The following is a 26909-nucleotide window of genomic DNA, read 5'->3' as shown; positions in this document are numbered from 1 at the left end:
TTGCGCCCAGCCGGTTGGAACGGCCTGGGCGCAGCCAGGGGGACGTTACAGCGCGCCGAACACCTTCTTCGCCAAACTGGTGGCTGCTGCCGCCGGGTTCTTGCGGATGGTTTCTTCCTGCTGCGCAATCATCTTGAACAGCCCGTCCAGCGCCTGCTCGGTCACGTAGTTTTCAACGTTGGCATTCTTGGCATCGAGCGCGCCGAAGGCCGCGGCCTTGCCGGCCAGGGCGTTGTACTGTTGGGCCACGCCCACCTTGTCGGTGGCGGCCTTGACGATCGGCAGGAACTTGGCACGGATCTGGTCACGGCTGCTTTTGTTCAGGTACTGAGTCGCCGAATCCTGGCCGCCGGTGAGGATGCCTTTGGCGTCGGTGACGCTCATGTTCTTCACCGCATTGACCAGGATCGGCTGCGCCTGGGTCACGGCGGTTTCTGCCGCCTTGTTCATGCTGGTTTCCAGTTGCGTGACCTGATCACCCATGCCGAACATCTTCAGTTTATCGGCGACTTTGCCGAGCTTGCCGGGCAGGCCGATCCTGACTTCAGGGTTGTTGCTGAAACCACCGGGTACGCCCAGTTGTTTCACGGCGATCTGTGCACCCTGGGTCAGTGCATCCTTGAGGCCGCCGTTGGCGTCGCCCTGGGACAGGCTACCAAGGTCCAGGGCCATGGCGTTGGCACCGAGCAGCAGGCCGGCACACAGGGCGGTAAGGCGAAGGGAGTTACGGAGCATGGGCGCTTCCTTGAGTTCGTGAATCAGTGGGCGACGGCATCAACACGCAGGCGCAGCGGTGGTTGAGCCTGGCCGTCGAGCTGTACGGCGTGCCGCTCGGTGGTGACAAACAGTAGCTTGCCCTCCAGTTCGATGCGAGCGCTGACCGAGTAACTGTGGCCCGGCTTGACTTGCGCAGGGTCGTAGCTCAGGTGAAAGGGCAGCGGGACCTGGCCTTTGACCGGGCCTTTCTGTTCGGCGAGCGTCACGGCCGGGGCGTCCATCAGGGACACGTCCTGCAGACTCACGCTCAAGGTGGCCGTTGGCGGCAAGGCAATGCGTTGCAGATAGAACACTTCGCCGTCGAGGCTGGCCTTGGGGGCTGGGGTCATGGACTGGCAGGCTCCGAGCAGGGCGGTGAGGCCCAGGAGGATGATTTTTTTCATGGTGCAGCTCCTTTTTCAACGGCGCCGAAAACCACCCGGCGCCTGATTCAATCTAGCGGGTTTCTGGCGTGTCGACGGATGCCTCGGCCGCGCCGTCAACCCGATGCAGGGCCACTTGCCGGATCGACAGGCGAATGTCTGCCGGCAGCACGCGTTTCGCCGCGCCTTCGGCCAACTCACCGAGCAGGTCGTGGTAACTCAACTTGCCGGCCTCATCACGGCGCAGCACATCTTGCTCCAGCAATGTCTGGATGAAATGTCGGAAAAGGCTTTTGTCGAAGAACTCCGGAGCGTTCAGGCCATGCAGGATCGACAGGCGCTGGGCCATGATCGTGCACAGGTCTTCCAGTTCTTCGGCGCTGATGCTGTTCTGGCCGCTGTTGAGCAGCAGCGAGATGGCCATGTAGAAGCGCTGCAGGGTCTGGGCAATGCTTTTGGACAGCAGTGTCAGCAGCACAAAGTGCCGTGAACTCGGGGCCGGGCGCAGGTAGACGGCGTTCTCGAAGCGCAGCAGGCCCTGTTCCACAAACGCTTGCAGCCATTGATCGACGACGGCGTCCAGCTCTTCCAGTGACCAGCGGATAAACAGCTCCGATTGCAGGTACGGATAGAGCGCGCGGGTATAGCGCAGGATCTGTTCGCGGCTCATCCGCGAGCTGCTCTGGAAGAAGCTGGCCAGCAACGCCGGCAGGGCGAAGATGTGCAGCACGTTATTGCGGTAGTAGGTCATCAGGACGGCGTTCTGTTCGTCCAGATACAGGATCTTGCCCAGGGCGTCGCTCTGCTCCGACAACAGGGCCATGTCCTTGACGTGCTTGATCAACGCCAGGCCGTTGCCCTCGGGCAGGGTGGTGTGGGGCGAGTAGGGCACGCTGCGCAGCAACGCCAGGTACAGGTCCAGTTGACGCGCCATGGCCTGTTCATCCAGGGCCAGGCGCGTGGTGGACAGCAGTGCCAGGGCCACCAGGTTCACCGGATTCACCGCCGCAGCTTCGTTCAAATGGCGCGCCACCTGTTCACCGAGGCGGTGCGTGGTTTCATTGAGCCATGCCGGTTTGTAGTTCGGGCCGAGTTCCTGGGCGCGCCAGTCCGGTTGCTCGCCGTCGAGGAACTCGGCCAATTTGATCGGCTCGCCGAAGTTGACCGCGACCTGGCCGAAACGCTGCTTGAGCGCGCCGACGACTTTGAAAATATCGAAGATCGACTCTTTTTTCTTGCTCGCCCCACGCAGTTCGCCGAGGTAAGTACGGCCTTCGAGCACGCGTTCGTAGCCGATGTACACCGGTACGAAGACGATCGGCGTGCGTGATGAACGCAAGAAACTGCGCAGGGTGATCGCCAGCATCCCGGTTTTCGGTTGCAGCATGCGCCCCGTACGTGAACGTCCACCTTCGACGAAGTACTCCACCGGGAAGCCTTTGGTAAACAAGGTATGCAGGTACTCGTTGAACACGGCGGTGTACAGCGGGTTGCCCTTGAAGGTGCGGCGCATGAAAAACGCACCGCCACGGCGCAGCAGGCTGCCGATCACCGGCATGTTCAGGTTGATGCCGGCGGCGATATGCGGCGGGGTCAGGCCGTTCTTGAACAGCAGGTACGACAGCAGCAGATAGTCGATGTGGCTGCGGTGGCAAGGCACGTAGATGACCTCGTAGCCCTGGGCAACCTTTTGCACGCCTTCGATGTTGTTGACCTTGATGCCATCGTAGATTTTGTTCCAGAACCAACTGAGCACCACTTCCAGGAAGCGGATCGCGGTGTAGGTGTAGTCCGAGGCGATTTCGTTGCCATAGCGCAGGGCCAGTGCCTTGGCTTTTTCCGGGGCGATTTTTTCCCGCTCGGCTTCTTCCGCAATGGCTTGGCGCACCAGCGGCATATTGACCAAACCCTTCACCAGGTTACGGCGGTGGGACAGATCGGGGCCGATCACGGCGGTCTTCAGGTTACGAAAGTGCACACGCAGGATGCGTTGAGCCATGCGTACGGTGCGTTCGTGACCTTTATTGTGCTCGATCAATTCACGCAGGTTGATTGGCGCAGAGAATTGCACACGGGTCTTGCGACCGAGGATCAGGATGCTCAGCAGTCGGCGCAGACGCCCGGTGACGGCCCAACTGTCGGCAAACAGCAGCTTCCACGGGCTGGACTCGCTCTCGGGCGATTGGCCCCAGAACACGCTGACCGGAATGATTTGTGCATCTTCCTCGGCGCGTTCGCTCAGGGTATCGACCAGCCGGGTCAGGGTCGGCGGTGCGCCGCGCTTGTCCTGGCGGCCGAGCCAGTCGGGGTCCGGCGTGAGGTAGAAGAACGCGGCGGGTTCGATCAGTGGGCCTACCGAGACCGGCAGCACCGGGCGCGGCAGGCCGGCCTTGGTGCATTCGGCATCGACCACGGCCAATTCGGTGAGAGAAGGCGATTGCAGGACATAGAACACTGGCCGGCTGCGGTCGAGGTTAAGGGTTAGGGACGACTGGTTGATCGTCTCCGAGCGAACCCAGAGGTACAACAGTCGGCGCAAGGTGCCAAACACCAGACGGCGGAACGGGGAGCGGGTCATAGGCGTGCTGCTTCAAGTGGGAAAAACCGAGCAGATGCTCGGGCGGGTAGTGTGCCGTATTCGCCGAAAATCGGCAAAAAGCGGCTAAATAAACTTGAGTTGAAGCTTTTTGAGCCTGCCATATACTCGGCAGTTCAATGCGGCTCACTCAACAATAAAAAGCATGTGGGAGAAAAACAGATGACAACGCGCGAAACCGGCAATGTGAAGTGGTTCAACGATGCCAAGGGCTATGGTTTTATCCAACGCGAAGATGGCAAGGATGTGTTTGTGCACTACCGCGCCATTCGGGGTGAAGGGCACCGCTCCCTGGCTGAAGGCCAGCAGGTGGAATACGCCGTCGTGAGCGGCGAGAAAGGCTTGCAGGCAGAGGATGTGGTCGGCCTCTAAGCCCACCGCTGAACAACTGTGGGAGGGGGCTTGCTCCCGATAGCGATGGGCCTGTCAGCTTAATGTGCAACTGACCCACTGCAATCGGGAGCAAGCCCCCTCCCACTTTTTGATTCGGTTCACACTGGCGGATCAGGCCGTTTTCCAGGTGATCTGCTCTTCACCGTCGGCGCTGATGCGAATCCAGGTGTCGGCGCTTTCCTCACCTTCTTCCTCAACCCAGGTGCCTGGTGCACAACGCACTTCCACGTTCAGCGCGGCAAAGGCTGCGCGGGCGCAGGCGATGTCGTCGTCCCAGGGTGTCTGGTCGCTTTCCAGGTACAGGCTGTTCCATTTGCCCACGGCTTTGGGCAGCCAGGTCACGGGTACGGTGCCGGCTTTGCACTTGTAGGTCTGACCTTTCTGGACCCAGTCGGTGCATGGGCCCAGGGCGGCGCCCAGCCAGGCGGCAATGGCCTTGTGGTCGACGTCGGCGTCCTTCAGGTAAATCTCGATATCAGGTTGGCGCATGGATGTTCCTCGTTGCGGGATTTAAAAAATCCATTCGCGGATACTAAAAAGTCGGTTATTGAAGCACGAAATAATCGTAGCGCATTGACACCGTCACCCGCAGCGGCTCGGCCGCCTCGATCACCTGTGCACGGCGCTCGGCGCTGGCGCGCCAGCCGTGTGGCGTCATGGCCAGCAGGTTGGCACGGTCTTCGGGCCTGGCCAGGCTCAGGGTGAACGTCAGGGTTTCGCTGTGCGCCAGGTGCATGCCGCCCGGCACCAGGACCAGATGCTTGTCGTCGGTGTACTCGCGCACTTCGTCATACAGGCGCTCGCGCAACTCCATCAAGTGGCCGCTGGTAGGGCCGACCTTCATCAGGCCGCCGCCAGGGCTGAGCAGGCGTTTGGCTTCCTGCCAGTCCAACGGGCTGAACACGCTGGCGAGGAACTGGCAACTGGCGTCCGCCAACGGCACGCGAGCCATGCTGGCGATCAACCACGTCAGCGCCGGGTTGCGCTTGCAGGCACGCTTGACCGCTTCCTTGGAAATATCCAGCGCGTAGCCGTCGGCGTAGGGCAGGGCCTCGGCGATCTGCGCGGTGTAGTAACCCTCGCCGCAACCGATGTCGACCCAGCGTTGCGGCGCCCGTTCGGCGGCCAACTCGGCCAGGCGCCTGGCGACCGGCGCATAGTGCCCGGCGTTGAGGAAGTCGCGGCGCGCCTCGACCATGGCCAGGTTGTCGCCCGGGTCGCGGCTGTTCTTGTGCTGTACCGGCAGCAGGTTCAGGTAACCCTGGCGCGCACGGTCGAAGCGGTGCCCGGCCGGGCAGGCCACGCCGTTGTCCACCGCGTTGAGCGGTGCGCTGCAAATGGGGCAGGCGAGCATCAGGCGAGCAACTTGATCAGGGTTTGGTAATAGATTTCGGTCAGCACGTCGAGGTCACTGGCCAGGATGCGCTCGTTGACCTGGTGAATGGTCGCGTTGACTGGGCCGAGTTCGACGACTTGAGTACCGAGCGTTGCAATGAAGCGCCCGTCCGATGTACCACCGCTGGTGGACGCCTGGGTGTCGCGCCCGGTAATCGCCTTGATGCTGGCGGAGACCGCATCCAGCAAGGCACCCGGTTCGGTCAGGAACGGCAGGCCCGACAAGGCCCAGTCCACATGCCAGTCTAGCGCGTGCTTGTCGAGGATGGTCGCAACGCGTTGTTGCAAGCCTTCAACGGTGGACTCGGTGGAGAAACGGAAGTTGAACACCGCCTTCAACTCACCTGGGATCACGTTGGTGGCACCGGTGCCGGAATTGAGGTTGGAAATCTGGAAGCTGGTCGGCGGGAAAAACGCATTGCCGTCATCCCAGTGCTCGGCAGCCAATTCGGCCAGGGCCGCAGCCGCCAGGTGAATCGGGTTCTTCGCCAGGTGCGGGTAAGCCACGTGACCTTGTACGCCGCGCACGGTCAGGGTGGCGCCGAGGGAACCACGACGGCCGTTCTTGACCACATCGCCCACCAGCGTGGTGCTCGACGGTTCGCCGACGATGCACCAGTCCAGGCGTTCCTTGCGGGCCGCCAGACGTTCGATCACGGCTTTGGTGCCGTGGTGCGCCGGGCCTTCTTCATCGCTGGTGATCAGGAAGGCCACCGAGCCCTTGTGGTCCGGGTAGTCGGTGACGAAGCGCTCTGAGGCCACGAGCATGGCCGCCAAGCTGCCTTTCATGTCTGCCGCGCCACGGCCGCAGAGCATGCCGTCTTCGTCGATCAGGGCATCGAACGGGTCATTCTGCCAGGCCTGCACCGGGCCGGTTGGCACCACATCGGTGTGGCCGGCGAAACACAGCACCGGGCCGTCGTGCTTGCCATGGGTGGCCCAGAAGTTGTCCACGTCTTCAATGCGCATCGGCTCAAGCTTGAAACCGGCGTCACCCAGGCGCTGCATCATCAGCTTCTGGCAGTCGGCATCGATCGGTGTGACCGAGGGGCGACGGATCAGGTCGATTGCGAGTTGAAGGGTCGGCGAAAGGTCGGCATGGGCCGTCATGGGAAAACTCCGGAAGCGTGTCGTGGCGCAGAACGAATGTGAAATACGGCACCGATTCAGTGTGGGGGGGGGCGGTGCGACGATTCGACTTGCTCCCGATTGAGGGGTGTCAGTCACTGTCTATGTTGACCGGTACACCGCTATCGGGAGCAAGCCCCCTCCCACATAAAGCATTGGCGCAAGGCTGGCGCATAAAACGGCCGTTATCTTATAGCAAAACGGCGGCCAGAGGCCGCCGTTTAGTGCATTGCGCAAGTTTTTACGCGGCCGGCACGGGTTCCGGTTTCGGCGCAGGTTTTGGCAACGAAGACAGGAACGCCATGATCAAGGCCGCCACATACGGCAGCGATTGCACCAGCAGCATCACCACCCAGAAGCGCATGTCATTGCTCGGCAGGCCTTGCACCAGGTAGATCCCCAGCGCCGCGCCCCACAACAGCAGCATGATGAACATCTCTTCACGGGCTTCCGAGATCGCGACCCAGAAGCCGTGGTTATCCGCGTTTTTCGGTGTACGAAAGAACGGAATACTGCTGGTGAAGAAACCATACAACACCGCCTTGGCGATGGTATGGGACAACGCCAGGCCGGCCAGGGCTGCGCAGAACGCGTCCTTGAGGTTCACGCCTACCGCACGGCGGTAGAGGAAGATGATCTTGCCGACCTTGAACACGAACAACGCCAACGGCGGGATCGCGAAAATCAGCAACGGCGGGTCGACCCGCGTCGGCACGATGATCATCGCGGCCGACCACAACAGCGCGCCGACGGTGAAGAAGATGTTCATGCCATCCGCCACCCACGGCAACCAGCCCGCGAGGAAGTGGTAGCGCTGGCCACGGGTCAGCTCGGTATCCTTGCCGCGCAACAGGCTGGCGGTGTGACGCTTGATGATCTGGATCGCGCCATAGGCCCAGCGGAAACGCTGTTTCTTGAAGTCGATAAAGGTATCCGGCATCAAGCCTTTGCCGTAGCTGTCGTGGTAGTACGCGGCCGACAGACCTTTTTCGAACACCCGCAGGCCCAGTTCGGCGTCTTCACAGATGCACCAGTCGGCCCAGCCCAGCTCTTCGAGCACCGAACGACGGGTCATGGTCATGGTGCCGTGCTGGATGATCGCGTCGCGGTCGTTGCGGGTAACCATGCCGATATGGAAGAAACCCTTGTATTCGGCATAGCAGAGCTTCTTGAAGGTGCTTTCGTTCTGGTCGCGGTAATCCTGCGGCGACTGCACCACGGCGATTTTCGGGTCGGCGAAGTGCGGCACCATGTGCTTGAGCCAGTTGGGCGACACGCAGTAGTCCGAGTCGATCACCGCGATCACTTCGGCATCCTTGGCGGTATGCGGGATCAGGTAATTCAATGCGCCGCCCTTGAAACCGGCCAGGGGCGAGACATGGAAGAACTTGAAGCGCGGGCCCAGGGTTTCGCAGTAGTCGCGCACCGGCTCCCACACCGCCGGGTCCTTGGTGTTGTTGTCGATGATCAGGACTTCGTAGTCCGGGTAATCGAGGGCGGCCAGGGCGTCGAGGGTCTGTTTGACCATCTCCGGCGGCTCGTTGTAGCACGGCACGTGGATCGATACTTTCGGGCGGTAGTGCGAATCCCCTTCCACCGGCAGGAATTCACGCCGACGCTTGTGGGTCCATACCGCTTCGGCCAGTTCGTGGGCCTCGGTCAGCAACACGATAAACACGCCGAGGGCACCGAGTGCCAGCAAGATACCGACGGTCACGCTGAACCAGGTGCTGTATTGCTGGCTGTAGTCGTAGCCGATCCATACCAGCACCGAACCGCACAGGAACGCGATAAAGGTCAGGAAGGTACGGCCACGCTGGCGCAGGGCCGAGCCGTCGATCATCAGCAGGGTGAGGGACAACAGCGCAAGCACCACCGAGCCGATGGCCAGAACGCGCCATTGCGGGATCGCCACGACCGGGCCTTCGAAATTGAATTTCTGCTGGCGTGCCGCGTTATAAACGCCCCAATAGGCGCCCGCCGAACCTTCGTCGCTGACTTTCCACGGCTGATCGAAGGCCTCGATCACGAAGTAGTTGTAGCCTTGGCGGTTCAGCTTGTTCACCAGGGTGCGCAGGTAGATGGCCTGGTCCGCCGGGGACGTTTCGTTGCCACCGCGCATGCGTCCGTTACTCGGCCAGCCAACCTCCGACAGCAGCAGCGGCTTTTTCGGGAACAGTTTCTTCAGGTCCCGGGCACGGTCGAGTACGTACTGGCCAGCCTTGTCCATCGGAATAAATTCCCAGAACGGCAAGATGTGCGCGGCGATCAGGTCGACGTGCTTGGCCAGTTGCGGGTTCTTCTCCCAGATGTGCCATTGCTCGGAGGTGGTCACCGGCACTTTCACGGCGGCGCGCACCCGGTCCAGCAGCACGATCAGTGCTTGCGGGGTGATTTCCTCGCGGAACAACGCCTCGTTACCGACCACTACGCGCACGACACTGCGCGAGCTGTTGGCAATCTCGATGGCGCGCTGGATTTCGCGTTCGTTACGCTCAAGGTCCGGGCTGATCCAGATCCCCAACGTCACGCGCAGGCCGAATTCTTCGGCCAGTTTGGGGATGTCGCCCAAGGTGCCGTCGACCGAGTAAGTACGGATGTTGTCCGTCAGCTTGCTCATGATCGCCAGATCCTGGCGCATCTGATCGTCGGTCGGGTACTGGTCTTTCTGTGGGAACTGGCCTTGCTGGAACGGCGAGTAAGAGAACCCGGAGATCTGTTCAGGCCAGTTGGGGGTAGTGACCGGGCGATTGATCAGCGCCCAGAAGCCGGTGAACAGCGCGGCAATTGCCAGCACTACCACCAGGTTGAGTCCAAATTTACGCGATGACATGGCGGTTTCGGGTTCCAAAGGCTGTGGAACGAAAAGAGGTGTCGGCCAACGCCGAACGGCGCGCATCCTACACTGGCACTTCCCTGAGCGTACAGCGGACAGAGAAAAGCCGGACGTTAGTCAGCGAAAGCCCTCCTAAGTTCTTTACTTGTAGCTTGTCGCTTCGAACTTGTCGCTGCGTAGTCCATAATGCGCGCCGGTTTTTGGGGTAATGGTCATGAGTACAGAAGATCCGCGGTTTGCAGGCGTCGCCCGCTTGTATGGCATTGAGGGCCTGGAACGCTTGAAGGCGGCCCATGTGGCCATTGTCGGCGTGGGCGGCGTTGGCTCCTGGGCGGCGGAAGCCATGGCCCGTTGCGGGGTGGGCGAAATATCGCTGTTTGACCTGGACGATGTCTGCGTGAGTAACAGCAACCGCCAGTTGCATGCCTTGGACAGCACCGTGGGCAAGCCCAAGGTCGAGGTAATGGCTGAGCGCCTGCGCGGTATCAACCCGCACTGCACGGTCCATGCGGTGGCCGACTTCGTGACCCGCGACACCATGGCCGAGTACATCACCCCGCAGATCGATTGCGTGATCGACTGCATCGACGCCGTCAACGCCAAGGCTGCGCTCATTGCCTGGTGCAAGCGCCGCAAGATCCAGATCATCACCACCGGTGGCGCCGGCGGGCAGATCGACCCGACGTTGATCCAGGTATGCGATTTGAACCGCACGTTCAACGATCCGCTGGCCTCCAAGGTTCGCTCCACCTTGCGCCGCGACTACGGGTTCTCGCGTACCGTGACCCGCCATTACAGCGTGCCGTGCGTGTTTTCCACCGAGCAACTGCGCTATCCCAAGCCGGATGGCAGCATCTGTTTGCAGAAGAGCTTCGTCGGGGATGGGGTCAAGCTGGACTGCGCCGGTGGGTTCGGCGCGGTGATGATGGTCACGGCCACGTTCGGGATGGTGGCGGCGACCAAGGCAGTGGACAAGATTGTGGCCGGGGCACGCCGGCCTTCCGAGCGGACCAAACCCACTTAGCGTTCACTGCTAAAAAAGTGTTGAGTGTGGGAGGGGGCTTGCTCCCGATAGCGGTGGATCAGCCAATATATCGAGTGACTGACACTCAGCAATCAGCAGCAAGCCCCCTCCCACAAAGTTCGCGCATACGTTGCAACACCGCATTCAAGCCGTTGCTGCGCGACGGTGAAAGTTGACGGGAAAGCCCCAACTGGTTGAACCAGTCGGGTAGGTCTAACGTTTGCAACTCTGCCGCCGACAAGCCATTGACCCGCACCAGCAGCAAGGCTACCAAGCCACGGATCATGCGCGCATCGCTGCTCGCGGCAAATTGCCAATGCCCATGCTCCAAGCGTCCCACCAACCACACCAGGCTCTCACAGCCCTGCACCAGGTTGGCCTCGACCTTGTCCTCATCTGCCAATGCGGGCAGCCGTTCGCCCCATTGCATCAGCATCCGCGCGCGCTGTTCCCAGCTGCCGACCGACTGAAAGGCTTCCAGCGCAGCCAGCGCTGCCACCGGCATGCTCATCGCAACATATCCAGCGCCTGGTCCAACGCTTCAAAAAAGCGCTCCAGGTCATCCGAGTCGTTGTACAGCGCCAGGGATACACGGATCGCCCCGGACAAGTGCATCGCCTTGAGCAGCGGCATCGCGCAATGGTGCCCGGCGCGCACGGCAATACCCTGCTCGGTCAGCAGGTGCGCCAGGTCGGCGTTGTGCACGCCGTCCACGACAAAGCTGACCAGCGCGACCTGCGGTGCTCCGAGCACGCACACGCCGTTTCGCGCTTTCAGCCCGCGCAACAGATAGTCATGCAGCGCGGCCTCATGGGCGAGCACTGCCGGCTGATCCAGCGAACTCAGGTAATCCAGGCTGGCGCCCAGGCCGATCACACCGGCAATCGATGGCGTGCCGGCTTCAAACCCCAGCGGTGCGCTGCGAAAGCTCGCGCTGTGGTAGTCCGCCTGTTGCACCATCTCGCCGCCAAACTGCCAGTGGCGCAGGTGATGCAGGGCTTCATTGCGCCCGAACAACACCCCGACACCGTCCGGGCCGTACAGCTTGTGACTGGAAAAAACGTAGAAGTCGCAGCCCAGTGCCTGCACGTCATGACGGCCATGGACGATGCCTTGGGCGCCATCCACCACGGTCAGTGCGCCGTGTGGGTTGGCCAGTGCCAGCAGGGCTTGCAGTGGCTGCCAGGCGCCGAGCACGTTGGACAGCTGGCTTACCGCCAGCAGCCGCGTGCGTGGGCCGATCAGTTCGGCGGCGGCTTGCAGGTCGATCACGCCATCATCGTCCAGCGGCAGGACCACCAGGGTGAGTGCGCGGCGCTTGGCCAGTTGCTGCCAAGGCAGCAGGTTGGCGTGATGTTCCAGGGCGCTGATGACTATCTCATCGCCCGCATTGAATAAGTGCTCCAGGCCGTAGGCCAGGAGGTTCAGCGCAGCAGTCGCGCCATGGGTAAACACGATTTGCCCGCTGTCACCTGCGTTCAACCACTGTGCGACTTTGCTGCGGCTGTCTTCGAAAGCCTGCGTCGCATGGGCGCCGGGCAAATGCTGGGCTCGATGCACATTGGCTGCGCCGTTGGCGTAGTAATGGCTGATGGCATCCAGCAAGGCCTGGGGTTTTTGTGTGGTGGCGGCGTTGTCCAGATAGGTCTGGTCTTGCCGTTGCAGGGTGGCGATGGCCGGGAAATCGGCGCGCCAGGGAGAGGGCACAAGCATGGTGTTCAAGACTCGTATAAGCGAGCCGCAACCCGAAGGCGCGGCCCGCTAGTGGCATCGAGTGGCTGCTTAGTTGTGAGCGTGCAGCGCTTCGTTCAGTTCGATGGCCGATTTGTGGGTTTTGCACTCCACGGCACCGGTCTCGGAGTTGCGGCGGAACAACAGGTCCGGCTGGCCGGCCAGCTCGCGAGCCTTGACCACCTTGACCAGTTGGTTGTGCTCGTCCAGCAGGGCAACCTTGGTCCCGGCGGTCACGTAGAGGCCCGACTCCACGGTGTTGCGGTCGCCCAACGGGATGCCGATACCGGCGTTGGCACCGATCAGGCAGCCTTCGCCAACCTTGATCACGATGTTGCCGCCACCCGACAGGGTGCCCATGGTCGAGCAACCGCCGCCCAGGTCCGAACCTTTGCCGACGAACACGCCTGCCGAGACGCGACCTTCGATCATGCCCGGGCCTTCGGTGCCGGCGTTGAAGTTGACGAAACCTTCGTGCATCACGGTGGTGCCTTCGCCCACGTAGGCGCCCAGGCGCAGGCGTGCCGCGTCAGCGATACGTACGCCGCTCGGCACCACGTAGTCGGTCATTTTCGGGAACTTGTCCACCGAGAACACTTCCAGCAACTCGCCACGCAGGCGCGCTTCCAGTTGGCGTTCGGCCAGCTCGTTGATGTCGATGGCGCCCTGGCTGGTCCAGGCCACGTTCGGCAGCTGTGGGAACACGCCGGCCAGGCTCAGGCCATGCGGCTTGACCAGACGGTGGGACAGCAGGTGCAGCTTTAGGTATGCCTCAGGCGTGGAGGTCAGCGCAGCGTCTTCGGCCAGCAGGGTGGCAACCAGCGGAGTGTGGCTTTCCGCCAAGCGGTTGAGCAGCGCAGCTTGGGTCGCATCGACATTCTTCAGCGCATCGGCCAGTTGCAGCGCTTGGCTGATGGTGAAGCTGATCGCCTGGTTGCCGCCGGTGTAACCCAGGATCGGTTTGATGGCGGCGACGATTTCGGCCGATGGGTTGAGCAGTGGCTGTGCGTAAAACACTTCCAGCCAGGCGCCTTGACGGTTTTGAGTGCCGACGCCGAAGCCCAGGCTGAACAGGGAATTGGACATGCTGTTACCTCTACAAAAATGGAAGGGCTGGCCTACTTCAGGGCCGCCGAATAACTATCTGGCTTGAAGCCAATCAGGGTTCTGTCTCCGAGATCCAGCACCGGGCGCTTGATCATCGAGGGTTGCGCGAGCATCAATTCAATGGCTTTCGACTGATCGAGATCGGCTTTGCATTCGTCTTCGAGTTTGCGAAAGGTGGTACCCGCACGGTTCAAAACCACCTGCCAACCGTGCTCGTTGCACCATTGGGTCAAGTGTTCGCGGTCGATACCGGCCGTTTTGTAGTCGTGGAACTCATAGCTCACCCCGTGCTCGTCGAGCCAGGTGCGCGCTTTTTTCATGGTGTCGCAGGCTTTGATGCCGAAAAGGTGCAACGTTTTGCTTGAAACGGTCAAGGAATTGCCCCCTTTGAGCGTGTGAAAACGGAAGGTCACGGATTATGCCACGACCAGCGGCCTCTGGTGCCCCTCGTCGTGCTGACGTGCGACTTATGGGCAAATGCCGGTGACGGCATAGGTGCGTACCATAGCGGGGTAATATGGCACTTCAACGGCCAGTTGTTGCCTGATGTGTGTCGTTGCAAGTCGATTGTCCGGGAACCCCGCGTTATGCAAACCGCCTACACCGTTCTTATCCTGCTGATGCTGGTCAGCGTTTCGCGTCTTGTCGGGCGTGTCATTCCCCTGCCGTTACCCTTGGTGCAGATTGCCGCCGGAGCCCTGCTGGCCTGGCCTACGCTGGGGTTGCACGTGGCACTGGACCCGGAGCTGTTCCTGTTTCTGTTCCTGCCACCGTTGTTGTTCTCCGATGGCTGGCGCATGCCCAAGCGTGAGTTGTGGCGGCTGCGTGGCCCGATCCTCACGTTGGCGGTGGGGCTGGTGCTATTCACCGTGGTGGGTGCCGGATACTTTATTCATTGGCTATTGCCTTCGATCCCGCTGCCGGTGGCTTTTGCCCTGGCGGCCGTATTGTCCCCGACGGATGCCGTGGCGGTGTCGGCCATTGCCCAGAACCGTTTACCCAAGCCGCTGATGCACATGCTGCAGGGCGAAGCCTTGATGAATGATGCTTCGGGTCTGGTGACGTTCAAATTCGCCCTGGCGGCGGCATTGACGGGGGTGTTTTCCCTGGCGGATGCCAGCCTGACGTTCGTTCTGGTGGCCTTGGGTGGCCTGGCGATTGGTGTGGCGTTGAGCTGGCTGGTGGGGCGCCTGCGCGCCTGGATGATCGCGCGAGGCTGGGATGACCCGGCCACCCACGTGGTGTTCATGTTGCTGCTGCCATTTGCAGCTTATGTGCTGGCCGAGCGGCTAGGCGCGTCGGGCATTTTGTCGGCGGTGGCGGCGGGCATGATGCAAAGCTGGCTCGACCTGTTGCCGCGCCAGACCAGCACCCGCTTGCTCAATCGCAGTGTCTGGTCGCTGCTGGAATTTGCCTTCAACGGTTTGATCTTCCTGCTGCTGGGTCTGCAATTGCCGGACATCATCAAGGCGGTGGTGAGCCATGAACCGACGCTATGGCCGACGTTGCTGTATCGCTGCCTGGATGTGGTCGCGATCTTTCTGGTGCTGGTGATCCTGCGATTCATCTGGGTGCAGAGCATCTGGCGGTTGTCGGGCTTGTTGCGCAGGTTGCGTGGAAAAAGCGAACTGACCCTGGTACCTACAGCCCGCTCCTGCTGGTTGCTGACCGTCGGTGGGGTACGCGGTGCGGTGACTTTGGCCGGTGTGATGTCGGTGCCTTTACTGCTGGCGCCGGGGCAAGACTTCCCTGAGCGTGACCTGCTGATCTTTATCGCCGCCGGCGTGATCCTGCTCTCATTGGTCGCTGCCTGCATTGCCTTGCCGTTGCTGTTGCGCGGCATCGAGCAGAGTCCCGATGAAAAGCGCCATCGCGAAGTGCGTGAGGCTTGGAAGAAGACCGCCGTGGCGGCGATTCATGCCCTGGAAGCCGAGGAGCCGACAGAAGCCGCGGTTCCCGACGCTGCCCAGGCGGCACTGGCTACGGAACTCAAGGCGCGGCTGATGTCGGAATATCGCCACCAGTTGGAGGTCTTCAACGACTCAGCCGAAGCCCAGGCGTTGGCGCAGCAGATGGACTTGCTGGAGCGCAAGTTGCGGCTCAAGGCCTTGCGGGCGCAGCGGTTGGAGTTGTACAGCTTGAGCCGTCATCACCAGATAGGTGATGACGTGTTGAGGGAGGTGTTGGCGGATCTGGATATGAGTGAGGCGAACCTGGGCCATGTGAAATGACCCAGAAAGCGCTTAGCGTCGACGCTGGATGAACGCGCGAATCCGCTCGGCGGCTTCCACACACTCCGCCAACGGCGCAACCAGCGCCATGCGCACACGGCCGGCGCCGGGGTTGAAGCCTTGCACTTCGCGTGACAGGTAGGAACCCGGTACTACGGTCACATGTTCTTCCATGAACAAGTCACGGCAGAATGCGGCATCGTCGCCGTTCACGTTCGGCCACAGGTAGAAACCGCCATCCGGACTTTGCACGTCCAGCACCGGCTTGAGAATCGCCAGCACGGCATCGAATTTCTCACGATACAGGTCGCGGTTGGCCTGCACATGGGCTTCATCCTGCCAGGCGGCAATGCTCGCCAGCTGGGTTTGTACCGGCATTGCGCAGCCGTGGTAGGTACGGTACAGCAGGAAGGCCTTGAGAATGTCGGCGTCGCCGGCCACGAAACCGGAACGCAGGCCCGGCAGGTTGGAGCGCTTGGACAGGCTGTGGAACACCACGCAGCGTTTGAAGTCCTGGCGGCCCAGCTCGACGCAGGCGCTCAGCAGGCCCGGCGGCGGGGTTTGTTCGTCGAAGTACAGTTCGCTGTAGCACTCGTCGGCGGCGATGACGAAGTCGTATTCGTCGGCCAGGGCGATGAGTTTTTTCAGGGTTTCGACGGGGATCAACGCGCCAGTCGGGTTGCCGGGTGAACACAGGAACAGGATCTGGCAGCGCTTCCAGATGTCCGGCGTCACGGCGTCGAAGTCCGGATTGAAACCGTTGGCGTCCAGGCACGGGAGGTAGTGCGGCTTGGCACCGGCCAGGAACGCAGCGCCTTCGTAGATCTGGTAGAACGGGTTCGGGCTGACCACCAGGGCGTCGTCACCGCGGTTGACCACGGTTTGGGTGAAGGCGAACAGCGCTTCACGGGTACCGTTTACCGGCAGGATATTGCGCGCCGGATCCAGCCAGCCCTTGGGCACGTTGAAGCGCCGCTCGCACCACGCGCCGATGGCCTCGCGCAGGGCCGGGATGCCCAGGGTGGTCGGGTAGACCGCCATCTGGTCGAGGTTGTCAGAGAGGGCCTTGGCCACGAATTCCGGGGACTTGTGCTTGGGCTCGCCGATGGACAACGCAATCGGGCGCTTGTCCGGGTTCGGTGTGACGCTGCCCAGCAAGGCGCGCAGTTTCTCGAACGGGTAGGGCTGCAACTGGTTCAGGGCGTTGTTCATGTAAGCCTCAATCACCGTAAACACCGACCTGTGGGATCGTGTTCACAAAGTTAAAAATTCAAAAGGTCAGGCGTGTCAGTTCGACACCGGGTTCCTGGGTCACGCTCAGTTGCTGCACGATGGCCTCCTGCAAGCGCAGGCACAGCTCGGGGTCGGACAACGGGTGGTTGTCGGCATCGGTGATGAAGAACACGTCTTCCACGCGTTCGCCCAGGGTCGCAATCTTGGCGTTCTGCAGCGACAGGTCGAACTCCAGGAAAATCCCGCCGATACGTGCCAGCAGACCGGGACGGTCCGGCGCGCTGAGCTCCAGTACGGTGACCGGGCGCTGGGCGTCGTTGGAGATGGTGACCTGGGGCGCAAAGGCAAAGTGCTTGAGCTGGCGCGGTACCCGGCGCTGGATGATCGTCGGGTAGTCGGCAGGGTTGCGCAGGGCTTCGGTCAGGCCTTCGCGGATCTTTTTCACTCGCACCGGGTTATCGCCAATCGAGTCGCCATCGGTATCGAGCACGATATAGGTGTCGAGGGTGAACTGGCTGCTGGAGGTGATGACCCGGGCGTCATGGATGTTCAGGTTGAGCTGGTCCATGGCGGCCACCGTCACGGCGAAGAAGTCGTGTTGGTCCGGCGCATAGATGAAGATCTGTGTGCCGCCTTCGAATTCGCGCTGGGTGGTTTCCTTGATCAGCACCAGCGGGCCGCCATCGGCCGGCTGCTGCAGGATGGCGTCGGTGTGCCAGGCCACATCGCCGGCGGTGTGGCGCAGGAAATAGTCATCGCCCAGTTGCGACCAGAGCTGCTCGACGTCGTCGGGGTCGTTGCCACCGCGCACCAGGATGTCCAGGGCCGCGCTTTGGGTGCGGCGGATCTGTTCTTCGCGGTCCACCGGGTTTTCCAGGCCACGGCGCAGGGCGCGCTTGGTCTCGGTGTACAACTGGCGCAGCAGGCTGGCGCGCCACGAGTTCCACAACGTGGGGTTGGTGGCATTGATGTCGGAGACGGTCAGCACATAGAGGTAGTCGAGACGGGTTTCATCACCCACGATGCCGGCGAAGTCGTGGATCACCTGCGGGTCGGACAAGTCCTTGCGTTGGGCCGTGGTCGACATGACCAGGTGGTTCTGCACCAGCCAGACGATCAGGCGGCTGTCCCACAGCGGCAATTGGTGGCGCTGGCAAAAGGCCTCGGCATCCACCGCACCGATTTCCGAGTGATCGCCATGCCGGCCCTTGCCGATGTCGTGGTACAGGCCCGCCAGGTAGATCAACTCGGGCTTGGGCAGCTTGGCCATGAGCTTGCTGGCCAGCGGGAATTTCTCCGACACCTGAGTGTACTGCAGCTTACGCAGGTGCTTGATCAGGTTCAGGGTGTGGGCGTCTACGGTATATATGTGGAACAGGTCATGCTGCATCTGCCCGACGATAAAACCGAACTCCGGCAGATAGCGCCCGAGAATGCCGTAACGGTTCATCCGGCGCAGGTTGCGGTGGATGCCGATCTTGCACTTGAACAGTTCGATAAACAGGCTGGTGTTGCGGATGTCGTTGCGAAACTCGTCGTCGATCAGGTGACGGTTTTCTCGCAGCAGGCGGATAGTATCGGCGCGTACGCCTTTGATTTCCGGCTGCTGGGCCATCAGTACGAAAATCTCCAGCATCGCGAACGGGGTACGACGGAACACGTAATCGTTGCGTGCCTCGATATAGCCATCGTGCAGCTGGAAGCGTGCATTGATCGGTTGCGGCGGCGCTTCGTCATCGGGAGCCAGGATCACTTCTTCGAAGTGCTGGATGATCAGGTCGCTGAGCTGGGCAATGCTCATGACGACGCGGTAGTACTGCTGCATGAAGCTTTCAATGCTGGTCTTCGCGTCTTCGCCTTCAAAGCCCAGCAGGGCGGCGATGGAGCGTTGATGGTCGAACAGCAGACGGTCTTCGGCGCGTCCGGCGAGCATGTGCAGGGCGTAACGTACTTTCCACAGGAATTCCTGGGAGGACGCCAACAGCGCGTTCTCACTCTCGACGAGGAAGCCTTCACCCGCCAGTGCCCGCAGGTTCAGGGTGCCGTACTGGCGGCGGGCGACCCACAGAATGGTCTGGATATCCCGCAAGCCGCCCGGTGAGCCTTTGACGTTGGGCTCCAGGTTGTATTCGGTGTCGTTGTACTTGTGGTGCCGGGCTTTCTGCTCGGCGCGCTTGGCCAGGAAGAAGTCCTTGCTTGGCCACATATGTGCAGTGCTGGTGACTTCCAGCATGCGCTGGCGTAGACGTTCGGGGCCGGCGATGGTGCGGCTTTCCATCAGGTTGGTGATTACCGTCAGGTCGGCGCGGGCCTCTTCGGCGCATTCGTCAACCGAGCGCACGCTCTGACCGACTTCCAGGCCGATGTCCCACAGCAAGGTCAAAAAGCGCTCGATGGAGTCGCGAAAGATCTCGTGGTCGGCGCCGTCCATCAGGATCAACAGATCGATGTCGGAGTAGGGGTGCAATTCGCCGCGCCCGTAGCCGCCAACGGCCACCAGGGCGATATCGGCGTCTTCACTCCAGCTGAACTGTTCCCAGGCTTTCTGCAGGATATTGTCGACGAACCAGGCGCGGTCCTCGATCAGCCGGCGGATGTCCCGGCCTTTGCGAAAGCGCTCATCGAGCACCTCGCGGGCCTGGCGGATAGCCTTCTTGAAGGCGGCGATGGGGCTTGCCTTCAATGCCAGCTCCGCCTGGAACTGGCCACGGTCGAAGAGTTCGGGGTCCACCTGGGGCATCGATTGGCTTTCCTTTCTATCTATCAGTCGGTCACAACAGTGTTTGGGAAAACCAAACCAGGCCTTACGCCGAAATGCGTGGGATGGTGTCGTCCGAGCGCAGGGTGAAGATCTCGTAGCCGGTTTCGGTGACCAGCAAGGTGTGTTCCCACTGGGCGGAAAGCTTGCGGTCCTTGGTGATGGCGGTCCAGCCGTCGCCCAGCACCTTGGTATCGGCCTTGCCCTGGTTGATCATCGGCTCGATGGTGAAGGTCATGCCTGCCTTGAGCTCCATACCGGTGCCGGCACGGCCGTAGTGCAATATCTGCGGCTCTTCGTGGAACACCTTGCCGATGCCGTGGCCGCAGAACTCGCGAACCACCGAGAAGCCGTTCTTTTCGGCGTGCTTCTGGATCACTTCGCCGATGTCGCCCAGGCGGCAACCGGGCTTGACGATCTCAATGGCCTTGTACATGCATTCCTGGGTGACCTGGGACAGGCGTTCGGCCCAGACCGGCACGTTGCCGACGTGGAACATGCGGCTGGTGTCGCCGTGGTAGCCGTCTTTGATCACAGTGACGTCGATGTTCAGGGTGTCGCCGTCTTTCAACGGCTTGTCGCCTGGAATACCATGGCAGACCACATGGTTGATCGAGGTGCAGATCGACTTGGGGAAGCCCTTGTAGTTCAGTGGGGCCGGGATCGCCTTCTGGACGTTGACGATATAGTCGTGGCAGATGCGGTCCAGCGCCTCGGTGGTAACGCCGGGCTTGACGTGTTCGGCAATCATTTCCAGCACGTCGGCAGCCAGTTTGCCGGCAACGCGCATGCCTGCGATGTCTTCGGCGGTTTTCAAGGTAACGGTCATACAGGCTCTCTCTAGCGCGATGCGCTGAAATCAATACGGTTCACGGTGTGCGGCAATAAAGGTTACAAAAAACGCACAAACCCCAAGAAACGCGATTCTAACAGACGATGGCGTCAAATCATGAGCCTCTGATGATCGCTTCTCTCTATAAGGTTGGGCCTTGCCGGCGCGATTCAAAGGCTCAGGTATAGGCGATAGGCGGCAAATGTCATTGCGGGTTTCGTTTTTTGACTGCGTGTGGTATAAAATGCGCCGCTTTCCGGGGATGCCCCGTGAAGCTTAAATCCACACACGTGTCGACACGATGACCTGGGTGCCGGAGGCCTTGATGCCGCTGGTTGGTCATTGGGATACGTGGAGGCCAAACCCGACTTATTAAGGAACTATCATGTCCCAAGTCAACATGCGCGATATGCTGAAGGCCGGTGTGCACTTCGGTCACCAGACCCGTTACTGGAACCCGAAAATGGGTAAGTACATTTTCGGCGCGCGTAACAAGATCCACATCATCAACCTTGAAAAAACCCTGCCAATGTTCAACGAGGCTCTGACTTTCGTAGAGCGTCTGGCCCAGGGCAAAAACAAGATCCTGTTCGTCGGCACCAAGCGTTCCGCTGGCAAGATCGTTGCTGAAGAAGCAGCACGTTGCGGTTCGCCGTACGTCGATCACCGCTGGTTGGGCGGCATGCTGACCAACTTCAAGACCATCCGTGCTTCCATCAAGCGTCTGCGTGACCTTGAAGTACAAGCCGAAGACGGTACTTTCGCCAAGCTGACCAAGAAAGAAGCGCTGATGCGCTCCCGTGACCTGGAAAAGCTCGATCGTTCCTTGGGTGGTATCAAGGATATGGGCGGTCTGCCTGACGCACTGTTCGTAATCGACGTTGATCACGAGCGCATCGCGATCACCGAAGCCAACAAGCTGGGCATCCCGGTTATCGGCGTAGTCGATACCAACAGCAGCCCGGAAGGCGTTGACTACATCATCCCAGGCAACGATGACGCAATCCGCGCTATCCAGCTGTACATGGGTTCGATGGCTGACGCTGTAATCCGTGGTCGCAACCACGTTGCTGGCGGTACCGAGCAGTTCGCTGAAGAAGCTCCGGTAGCTGCCGCTGAGTAATTGACGCCCTGGCGTTGACTCAGTAAGCAAAAAGGGGGCTTGGCCCCCTTTTTGCCACCTCGAAAACCATTTGTCGGCGCCCACTTGTGGCAGTGCAACATAGCGACTGTAACGTGCAGCGGCCTACAAGGGAGATTCGGGAAGAATTGAACGCCCGTTTGATCGGGTGGAATGGTTGAAAACCTATCCAAGAGGATTTTGAAATGGCAGAGATTACTGCAGCGTTGGTTAAAGAACTGCGTGAGCGTACTGGCGAAGGCATGATGGATTGCAAAAAGGCCTTGACCAAGGCTGGCGGCGACATCGAAAAAGCCATTGACGACATGCGTGCTTCCGGCGCCATCAAGGCTGCCAAGAAAGCAGGCAACGTGGCTGCTGAAGGCGCAATCGCGCTGAAAGAAGACGGTAAATCCGCAGTGCTGCTGGAAGTGAACTCGCAGACCGACTTCCTGGCTCTGCAAGACGACTTCAAGGCATTCGTTGCTGAAAGCGTTGAAAAAGCGTTTGCCGACAAGCTGACTACCGTTGAGCCTCTGATCGAAGCTCAAGAAGCAGCTCGCCTGGTACTGGTCGGCAAGGTTGGCGAAAACGTCAACATCCGTCGCCTGACCCGCGTAGAAGGTGATGTGGTTGGTGGCTACCTGCACGGCAACAAGATCGGCGTAGCCGTTGTTCTGAAGGGCGGCGACGTTGAGCTGGCCAAAGACATCGCTATGCACGTAGCGGCAACCAACCCTGAGTTCCTGCTGCCATCGGAAGTTTCCGCTGAAGCGATCGAACGTGAGAAGGGCGTGTTCCTGACCCTGAACGCCGACAAGATCGCCGGCAAGCCGGAAAACATTGTTGAGAACATGGTCAAAGGCCGTATCAGCAAGTTCCTGGCTGAAGCGAGCCTGGTTGAGCAGGCGTTCGTCAAGAACCCTGAAATCAAGGTTGGCGAACTGGCTAAGAAAGCCGGTGCTGAAATCGTTTCCTTCACTTACTTCAAAGTAGGTGAAGGCATCGAGAAGCCGGTCGACAACTTCGCTGAAGAAGTTGCTGCCCAGCTGGCTGCCGCCAAGCAATAAGACAGTTTTCAACTGTCGCCGAAAGAGGCTGCCCGCTCACGCGCGCAGCCTCTTTTCAAATGGGAAGGCCAATTTTATTTGGTTTCCTTTCGGAACTGGCTTACAAAGCCGTGTTCCGATGGCGCTGTGATAGCGTCCAGCTAGAGTGAACGCAAGCCGTAAACGGCTCGCCAAGAATTTTTTAAAAAATACGCCGCAGGAGAGATTCGCAATGGCTCAGCAGGGCAGTGGTTATCAGGCTCGCTATAAACGCATTCTACTCAAACTTAGCGGCGAGGCCCTGATGGGCTCGGAAGAGTTCGGGATCGATCCCAAGGTGCTCGATCGCATGGCGCTTGAAGTCGGCCAGTTGGTCGGTATCGGTGTTCAGGTTGGCCTGGTGATCGGTGGTGGTAACCTGTTCCGTGGTGCGGCGTTGAGTGCCGCCGGTATGGATCGGGTCACTGGCGACCACATGGGCATGCTGGCCACTGTGATGAACGCCTTGGCCATGCGTGACGCCCTGGAGCGTGCCAATATCTCGGCTATCGTGATGTCGGCTATTTCCATGGTCGGCGTGACCGATCACTATGATCGTCGTAAAGCCATGCGTCACCTGAACTCCAAGGAAGTGGTGATCTTTGCTGCCGGCACGGGCAACCCGTTCTTCACGACCGATTCGGCTGCGTGCCTGCGCGCTATCGAGATCGATGCCGATGTCGTGCTCAAGGCGACCAAGGTGGACGGTGTGTACACCGCAGACCCATTCAAAGACCCGCATGCCGAGAAGTTCGATCATCTGACCTACGATGAAGTGCTGGATCGCAAGCTGGGCGTGATGGACCTGACCGCTATTTGCCTGTGCCGCGACCACCAGATGCCGCTGCGCGTATTTAACATGAACAAGCCCGGCGCCCTGCTGAATATCGTACACGGCGGCGCAGAAGGGACTTTGATCGAGGAAGGCCAACAATGATCAACGAAATCAAGAAAGACGCCCAAGCGCGTATGCAGAAATCCCTGGAGTCTCTGAGCCACGCATTTGGCCAGATTCGTACCGGCAAGGCGCACCCGAGCATTCTGGGCAGCGTCATGGTGCCTTACTACGGCACTGACACTCCGCTGAGCGGCGTGGCCAACGTGACGGTCAAGGACTCGCGCACCCTGCAAGTCGTGGCGTTCGAGCGCAACATGCTCGCCGCCGTCGACAAGGCCATCCAGAGCGCCGGCTTGAACCTCAACCCGACCAACCTGGGTGAGTTGCTGTTGATCTCTATGCCGGCCCTGACTGAAGAAACCCGCAAGGGCTTCACCAAGCAGGCCCGCAGTGCAGCCGAAGATGCGCGTGTTGCCGTGCGCAATATCCGTCGCGATGCGCTGGGTGACCTGAAGAAGCTGGTCAAGGACAAGGAAATCAGCGAAGACGAAGAGCGTCGTGCCGTCGCCGATATCGACAAGTTGACCAAGGACGCCGAGGCGCAGATCACCAAGGCTACCGAGGAAAAAGAAAAGGACCTGATGGCCGTATAAGGGGTCAGGACGCCTTCATGGAAAAGACCAAGCAGACTGTGCCCTCCGTGGTACCGCGCCATGTCGCGATCATCATGGATGGGAATAATCGCTGGGCGAAAAAACGCTTTATGCCGGGTGTTGCCGGGCATAAAGCGGGTGTCGATGCGGTGCGCGCCGTGATTGAGGTGTGTGCCGAAGCCAAGGTTGAAGTGTTGACGCTGTTTGCCTTCTCCAGCGAGAACTGGCAGCGGCCCGCCGACGAAGTCAGTGCCTTGATGGACCTGTTCTTCAAGGCGCTGCGGCGTGAGGCCAAGCGCCTCAACGATAACAACATCAGTCTGCGCATCATTGGTGATCGCTCGCGGTTCCATCCGGAACTGCAAGCGGCCATGCGCGAAGCCGAGGCAATGACTGCCGGCGCCAACCGTTTTGTGCTGCAGATTGCAGCCAACTACGGTGGCCAGTGGGATATCGCCCAGGCTGCGCAACGGCTGGCCCGCGAAGTGCAGGCCGGGCATCTGCGGCCGGAAGACATTACGCCCGAACTGTTGCAAACCTGCCTGGTAACCGGCGACCTGCCGTTGCCTGACTTGTGCATCCGTACCGGTGGCGAGCACCGCATCAGCAATTTCCTGTTGTGGCAGTTGGCCTACACCGAGTTGTACTTCTCCGACCTGTTCTGGCCGGACTTCAAACACGATGCCATGCGTAATGCGCTGGCCGATTTCGCTTCCCGTCAGCGTCGCTTTGGTAAAACGAGCGAGCAGATCGAAGCTGGAGCCCGGGTTTAAATGCTTAAACAACGAATCATCACGGCACTGATCCTGCTGCCGATTGCCTTGTGCGGTTTTTTCCTGCTCGACGGTTCCGGCTTTGCGCTGTTTATCGGCCTGGTCGTAACACTTGGGGCCTGGGAATGGGCGCGCCTGGCGGGTTTCAATGCCCAGGCGCCACGTGTGGCGTACGCGGCATTCGTGGCGCTGTCGCTGTTCCTGATGCATACCCTGTCGAGCATCATCGTGCCTTGGGTGTTGGGGGCGGCGGTGCTGTGGTGGGCGCTGGCGACCTACCTGGTGCTCACCTACCCACGGACCAGTGGCCAGTGGTCCAGCGTGGCATGCAAGCTGGTGATCGGCTTGTTGATCCTGCTGCCCGCCTGGCAAGGTCTGGTGGAGATCAAGAATGCGTCCATGGGCAACTGGTTGATCATGGCGGTGATGGTATTGGTCTGGGGCGCGGATATCGGCGCCTATTTCTCCGGTCGGGCTTTCGGCAAGCGCAAGCTGGCGCCGGCGGTCAGTCCGGGCAAGAGCTGGGAAGGCGTGTACGGCGGCCTCGCATTGACGCTGGCGATCACGCTGGTGGTCGGCGTTGTGCGCGACTGGACGGTGAAGGAAATCTTCCTGGCGCTGTTGGGTACGGCCATTGTCGTGTTCATTTCGGTGGTGGGTGACCTCACCGAAAGCATGTTCAAGCGCCAGGCCGGTATCAAGGACAGCAGCAACCTGCTTCCGGGGCATGGCGGTGTATTGGACCGTATCGACAGTCTCACCGCGGCGATTCCGATCTTTGCCGTGTTGTTGTGGATGACTGCCTCGTGAGCCGTCTGCAGCAAGTCACCGTACTGGGGGCGACCGGTTCGGTAGGGCTGAGTACCCTGGATGTGATTGCGCGTCATCCCGATCGCTATCAAGTATTTGCCCTGACCGGTTTTACCCGCCTGAGCGAGTTGCTGGCCCTTTGCGTTCGCCACTCGCCACGCTTTGCTGTGGTGCCCGAGGCGGCGGTGGCGCGTGGTTTGCAGGATGACCTGCGCGCTGCCGGCCTTGCCACTCAGGTATTGGTGGGGGAGGCGGGGTTGTGCCAGGTGGCGGCCGATGCCGAAGTGGACACCGTCGTGGCTGCCATTGTCGGTGCAGCGGGTTTGCGTCCGACGCTGGCGGCGGTCGATGCAGGCAAGAAGATTCTGCTGGCCAATAAAGAAGCGCTGGTCATGTCCGGCGCGCTCTTTATGCAGGCGGTGCGCAAGAGTGGCGCGGTGTTGCTGCCTCTCGACAGCGAACATAACGCGATTTTCCAGTGCATGCCGGGTGATTTCTCCCGTGGCTTGAGCCAGGTTGGTGTGCGTCGGATTCTGTTGACCGCCTCCGGTGGGCCGTTCCGGCAGACGCCTCTGGCTGAGTTGGAGCATGTCTCTCCGGATCAGGCCTGTGCACACCCCAACTGGTCCATGGGGCGCAAGATTTCCGTGGATTCGGCGAGCATGATGAACAAGGGGCTGGAGCTGATCGAGGCTTGCTGGCTGTTTGATGCCCGGCCGGATCAGGTCGAGGTGGTGGTTCACCCGCAAAGTGTGATTCATTCCCTGGTCGATTACGTGGATGGCTCGGTGCTGGCGCAGTTGGGCAACCCTGACATGCGTACGCCCATCGCCAATGCCCTGGCTTGGCCGGAGCGCATTGATTCCGGTGTGGCGCCGTTGGACCTGTTTGCAATTGCGCGCCTGGACTTCGAGGCGCCGGACGAGCAGCGTTTTCCTTGTCTGCGCCTGGCGCGTGAGGCGGTGGAGGCGGGTAACAGCGCGCCGGCGATGCTTAATGCGGCCAATGAGGTGGCGGTCGCGGCCTTTCTTGAGCGGCGCATCCGTTTTCCGCAGATCGCGAGTATTATCGAGGATGTCCTGGTTCGGGAGCCGGTAGTGGCTGTCAACGACCTGGGCGCCGTGTTTGAAGCGGATAGGAAGGCCCGCGGCCTGGCCGAGCAATGGTTGGAACGCAATGCGCGTTAGCCTGTAGGTGCGGTTGAGCCCGCAGGCACTGGATTGA

The 26909-nt window shown here is 60.7% G+C and carries 24 protein-coding genes; 10 read left to right on the top strand and 14 right to left on the bottom strand.

What is annotated here, in order from left to right; translation table 11 throughout:
- Positions 1–45: 45 nt before the first annotated feature.
- From ACQRBT_RS03005 to plsB, 3 genes are read right to left on the bottom strand one after another with little or no spacing between them, the layout of a single operon-like run.
- Positions 46–735 (bottom strand): DUF4197 domain-containing protein, encoded by a 690-nt coding sequence (locus ACQRBT_RS03005; RefSeq protein WP_090366411.1) that lies wholly within the window; start codon positions 733–735, stop codon positions 46–48.
- Between the two features lie 23 nt (positions 736–758).
- Positions 759–1160, bottom strand: coding sequence for a YbaY family lipoprotein (locus ACQRBT_RS03000; RefSeq protein ID WP_104995698.1), 402 nt, complete (start codon positions 1158–1160; stop codon positions 759–761).
- A gap of 52 nt (positions 1161–1212) precedes the next feature.
- On the bottom strand, positions 1213–3717 hold the full coding sequence (gene plsB / locus ACQRBT_RS02995) for a glycerol-3-phosphate 1-O-acyltransferase PlsB (RefSeq protein ID WP_060754024.1): 2505 nt from the start codon (positions 3715–3717) through the stop codon (positions 1213–1215).
- 180 nt (positions 3718–3897) lie between these two features.
- Here plsB and ACQRBT_RS02990 point away from each other — a divergent pair, with 180 nt between their 5' ends.
- The gene (locus tag ACQRBT_RS02990; protein ID WP_017844724.1) at positions 3898–4107 is read left to right on the top strand and encodes a cold-shock protein; all 210 of its coding nucleotides are present in this window, start codon (positions 3898–3900) and stop codon (positions 4105–4107) included.
- Between the two features lie 132 nt (positions 4108–4239).
- Here ACQRBT_RS02990 and ACQRBT_RS02985 read toward each other — a convergent pair whose 3' ends face one another.
- From ACQRBT_RS02985 to ACQRBT_RS02970, 4 genes are all read right to left on the bottom strand, one after another.
- Entirely contained in the window at positions 4240–4617 is a 378-nt protein-coding gene (locus ACQRBT_RS02985) for a hypothetical protein (RefSeq protein ID WP_060754025.1), read from the bottom strand.
- Positions 4618–4672: 55 nt separating this feature from the next.
- Positions 4673–5482 (bottom strand): putative RNA methyltransferase, encoded by an 810-nt coding sequence (locus ACQRBT_RS02980; RefSeq protein WP_412046676.1) that lies wholly within the window; start codon positions 5480–5482, stop codon positions 4673–4675.
- Entirely contained in the window at positions 5482–6633 is a 1152-nt protein-coding gene (gene dapE, locus ACQRBT_RS02975; RefSeq protein WP_412046675.1) for a succinyl-diaminopimelate desuccinylase, read from the bottom strand. The genes ACQRBT_RS02980 and dapE overlap by 1 nt, the downstream gene beginning before the upstream one ends.
- Before the next feature lie 259 nt (positions 6634–6892).
- Positions 6893–9484, bottom strand: a complete 2592-nt coding sequence (locus tag ACQRBT_RS02970; protein WP_090366403.1) for a glycosyltransferase — start codon at positions 9482–9484, stop codon at positions 6893–6895.
- 211 nt (positions 9485–9695) lie between these two features.
- Between ACQRBT_RS02970 and tcdA the strand changes: the two genes are divergently transcribed.
- Positions 9696–10511 (top strand): tRNA cyclic N6-threonylcarbamoyladenosine(37) synthase TcdA, encoded by an 816-nt coding sequence (gene tcdA / locus ACQRBT_RS02965; protein WP_412046674.1) that lies wholly within the window; start codon positions 9696–9698, stop codon positions 10509–10511.
- 85 nt (positions 10512–10596) lie between these two features.
- Here tcdA and ACQRBT_RS02960 read toward each other — a convergent pair whose 3' ends face one another.
- From ACQRBT_RS02960 to ACQRBT_RS02945, 4 genes are all read right to left on the bottom strand, one after another.
- Complete coding sequence (locus ACQRBT_RS02960) at positions 10597–11022, bottom strand: SufE family protein (RefSeq protein WP_104995700.1); 426 nt, start codon at positions 11020–11022, stop codon at positions 10597–10599.
- A complete protein-coding gene (locus ACQRBT_RS02955) occupies positions 11019–12224 on the bottom strand; it encodes an aminotransferase class V-fold PLP-dependent enzyme (RefSeq protein ID WP_412046673.1) in 1206 nt (401 codons plus the stop codon). The genes ACQRBT_RS02960 and ACQRBT_RS02955 overlap by 4 nt, the downstream gene beginning before the upstream one ends.
- Before the next feature lie 69 nt (positions 12225–12293).
- On the bottom strand, positions 12294–13328 hold the full coding sequence (dapD, locus tag ACQRBT_RS02950) for a 2,3,4,5-tetrahydropyridine-2,6-dicarboxylate N-succinyltransferase (RefSeq protein WP_060754031.1): 1035 nt from the start codon (positions 13326–13328) through the stop codon (positions 12294–12296).
- A 32-nt stretch (positions 13329–13360) separates the two neighbouring features.
- Positions 13361–13669 (bottom strand): arsenate reductase, encoded by a 309-nt coding sequence (locus ACQRBT_RS02945; protein WP_232965865.1) that lies wholly within the window; start codon positions 13667–13669, stop codon positions 13361–13363.
- 267 nt (positions 13670–13936) lie between these two features.
- Between ACQRBT_RS02945 and ACQRBT_RS02940 the strand changes: the two genes are divergently transcribed.
- Positions 13937–15580, top strand: a complete 1644-nt coding sequence (locus ACQRBT_RS02940) for a Na+/H+ antiporter (RefSeq protein WP_412046672.1) — start codon at positions 13937–13939, stop codon at positions 15578–15580.
- A 12-nt stretch (positions 15581–15592) separates the two neighbouring features.
- Here ACQRBT_RS02940 and dapC read toward each other — a convergent pair whose 3' ends face one another.
- The 3 genes from dapC to map all read right to left on the bottom strand — a co-directional run bounded on the left by dapC (position 15593) and on the right by map (position 20400).
- Positions 15593–16792 carry a succinyldiaminopimelate transaminase gene (gene dapC, locus ACQRBT_RS02935; RefSeq protein ID WP_205344424.1) on the bottom strand — a complete coding sequence of 400 codons (1200 nt, stop codon included), beginning with the start codon at positions 16790–16792 and terminating at the stop codon, positions 15593–15595.
- Between the two features lie 58 nt (positions 16793–16850).
- Complete coding sequence (locus tag ACQRBT_RS02930) at positions 16851–19553, bottom strand: [protein-PII] uridylyltransferase (protein WP_060754034.1); 2703 nt, start codon at positions 19551–19553, stop codon at positions 16851–16853.
- Positions 19554–19617: 64 nt separating this feature from the next.
- On the bottom strand, positions 19618–20400 hold the full coding sequence (map, locus tag ACQRBT_RS02925) for a type I methionyl aminopeptidase (RefSeq protein ID WP_198762320.1): 783 nt from the start codon (positions 20398–20400) through the stop codon (positions 19618–19620).
- 388 nt (positions 20401–20788) lie between these two features.
- On the opposite strand from map, the gene rpsB reads away from it, so the two are divergent.
- From rpsB to ispC, 7 genes are all read left to right on the top strand, one after another.
- The gene (gene rpsB / locus ACQRBT_RS02920) at positions 20789–21526 is read left to right on the top strand and encodes a 30S ribosomal protein S2 (RefSeq protein WP_003172263.1); all 738 of its coding nucleotides are present in this window, start codon (positions 20789–20791) and stop codon (positions 21524–21526) included.
- A 203-nt stretch (positions 21527–21729) separates the two neighbouring features.
- Positions 21730–22593, top strand: coding sequence for a translation elongation factor Ts (gene tsf / locus ACQRBT_RS02915; RefSeq protein ID WP_060754036.1), 864 nt, complete (start codon positions 21730–21732; stop codon positions 22591–22593).
- Between the two features lie 211 nt (positions 22594–22804).
- On the top strand, positions 22805–23548 hold the full coding sequence (gene pyrH / locus ACQRBT_RS02910) for a UMP kinase (RefSeq protein ID WP_060754037.1): 744 nt from the start codon (positions 22805–22807) through the stop codon (positions 23546–23548).
- A complete protein-coding gene (gene frr, locus ACQRBT_RS02905) occupies positions 23545–24102 on the top strand; it encodes a ribosome recycling factor (protein WP_017529696.1) in 558 nt (185 codons plus the stop codon). Before pyrH ends, frr begins: the two co-directional genes overlap by 4 nt.
- Positions 24103–24119: 17 nt before the next feature.
- Entirely contained in the window at positions 24120–24875 is a 756-nt protein-coding gene (gene uppS, locus ACQRBT_RS02900; RefSeq protein ID WP_060754038.1) for a polyprenyl diphosphate synthase, read from the top strand.
- Positions 24876–25685, top strand: coding sequence for a phosphatidate cytidylyltransferase (locus ACQRBT_RS02895; protein WP_412046671.1), 810 nt, complete (start codon positions 24876–24878; stop codon positions 25683–25685).
- Positions 25682–26872: a 1-deoxy-D-xylulose-5-phosphate reductoisomerase gene (ispC, locus tag ACQRBT_RS02890; protein ID WP_412046670.1), complete on the top strand. Its 1191-nt coding sequence runs from the start codon at positions 25682–25684 to the stop codon at positions 26870–26872. The genes ACQRBT_RS02895 and ispC overlap by 4 nt, the downstream gene beginning before the upstream one ends.
- Positions 26873–26909 lie beyond the last annotated feature (37 nt).

The organism is Pseudomonas sp. R19M, assembly GCF_050312585.1.
Lineage (GTDB): Bacteria > Pseudomonadota > Gammaproteobacteria > Pseudomonadales > Pseudomonadaceae > Aquipseudomonas > Aquipseudomonas palleroniana.
This window is presented reverse-complemented; position numbering and strand designations above follow the sequence as displayed.

Excerpts from the sequence above, each read along its gene's own strand:
- ACQRBT_RS02930 (WP_060754034.1), bottom strand. The coding sequence starts at position 19,553 with ATGCCCCAGGTGGACCCCGAACTCTTCGACCGTGGCCAGTTCCAGGCG.
- ACQRBT_RS02945 (WP_232965865.1), bottom strand. The coding sequence starts at position 13,669 with ATGAAAAAAGCGCGCACCTGGCTCGACGAGCACGGGGTGAGCTATGAG.
- dapD (WP_060754031.1), bottom strand. The coding sequence starts at position 13,328 with ATGTCCAATTCCCTGTTCAGCCTGGGCTTCGGCGTCGGCACTCAAAAC.
- ACQRBT_RS02895 (WP_412046671.1), top strand. The coding sequence starts at position 24,876 with ATGCTTAAACAACGAATCATCACGGCACTGATCCTGCTGCCGATTGCC.
- frr (WP_017529696.1), top strand. The coding sequence starts at position 23,545 with ATGATCAACGAAATCAAGAAAGACGCCCAAGCGCGTATGCAGAAATCC.
- ACQRBT_RS02970 (WP_090366403.1), bottom strand. The coding sequence starts at position 9,484 with ATGTCATCGCGTAAATTTGGACTCAACCTGGTGGTAGTGCTGGCAATT.
- ACQRBT_RS03005 (WP_090366411.1), bottom strand. The coding sequence starts at position 735 with ATGCTCCGTAACTCCCTTCGCCTTACCGCCCTGTGTGCCGGCCTGCTG.
- dapE (WP_412046675.1), bottom strand. The coding sequence starts at position 6,633 with ATGACGGCCCATGCCGACCTTTCGCCGACCCTTCAACTCGCAATCGAC.
- ACQRBT_RS02960 (WP_104995700.1), bottom strand. The coding sequence starts at position 11,022 with ATGAGCATGCCGGTGGCAGCGCTGGCTGCGCTGGAAGCCTTTCAGTCG.
- plsB (WP_060754024.1), bottom strand. The coding sequence starts at position 3,717 with ATGACCCGCTCCCCGTTCCGCCGTCTGGTGTTTGGCACCTTGCGCCGA.
- pyrH (WP_060754037.1), top strand. The coding sequence starts at position 22,805 with ATGGCTCAGCAGGGCAGTGGTTATCAGGCTCGCTATAAACGCATTCTA.
- ACQRBT_RS02955 (WP_412046673.1), bottom strand. The coding sequence starts at position 12,224 with ATGCTTGTGCCCTCTCCCTGGCGCGCCGATTTCCCGGCCATCGCCACC.
- dapC (WP_205344424.1), bottom strand. The coding sequence starts at position 16,792 with ATGAACAACGCCCTGAACCAGTTGCAGCCCTACCCGTTCGAGAAACTG.
- ACQRBT_RS02980 (WP_412046676.1), bottom strand. The coding sequence starts at position 5,482 with ATGCTCGCCTGCCCCATTTGCAGCGCACCGCTCAACGCGGTGGACAAC.
- ACQRBT_RS02985 (WP_060754025.1), bottom strand. The coding sequence starts at position 4,617 with ATGCGCCAACCTGATATCGAGATTTACCTGAAGGACGCCGACGTCGAC.
- uppS (WP_060754038.1), top strand. The coding sequence starts at position 24,120 with ATGGAAAAGACCAAGCAGACTGTGCCCTCCGTGGTACCGCGCCATGTC.
- ACQRBT_RS02940 (WP_412046672.1), top strand. The coding sequence starts at position 13,937 with ATGCAAACCGCCTACACCGTTCTTATCCTGCTGATGCTGGTCAGCGTT.
- tcdA (WP_412046674.1), top strand. The coding sequence starts at position 9,696 with ATGGTCATGAGTACAGAAGATCCGCGGTTTGCAGGCGTCGCCCGCTTG.
- ACQRBT_RS03000 (WP_104995698.1), bottom strand. The coding sequence starts at position 1,160 with ATGAAAAAAATCATCCTCCTGGGCCTCACCGCCCTGCTCGGAGCCTGC.
- ACQRBT_RS02990 (WP_017844724.1), top strand. The coding sequence starts at position 3,898 with ATGACAACGCGCGAAACCGGCAATGTGAAGTGGTTCAACGATGCCAAG.
- rpsB (WP_003172263.1), top strand. The coding sequence starts at position 20,789 with ATGTCCCAAGTCAACATGCGCGATATGCTGAAGGCCGGTGTGCACTTC.
- tsf (WP_060754036.1), top strand. The coding sequence starts at position 21,730 with ATGGCAGAGATTACTGCAGCGTTGGTTAAAGAACTGCGTGAGCGTACT.
- map (WP_198762320.1), bottom strand. The coding sequence starts at position 20,400 with ATGACCGTTACCTTGAAAACCGCCGAAGACATCGCAGGCATGCGCGTT.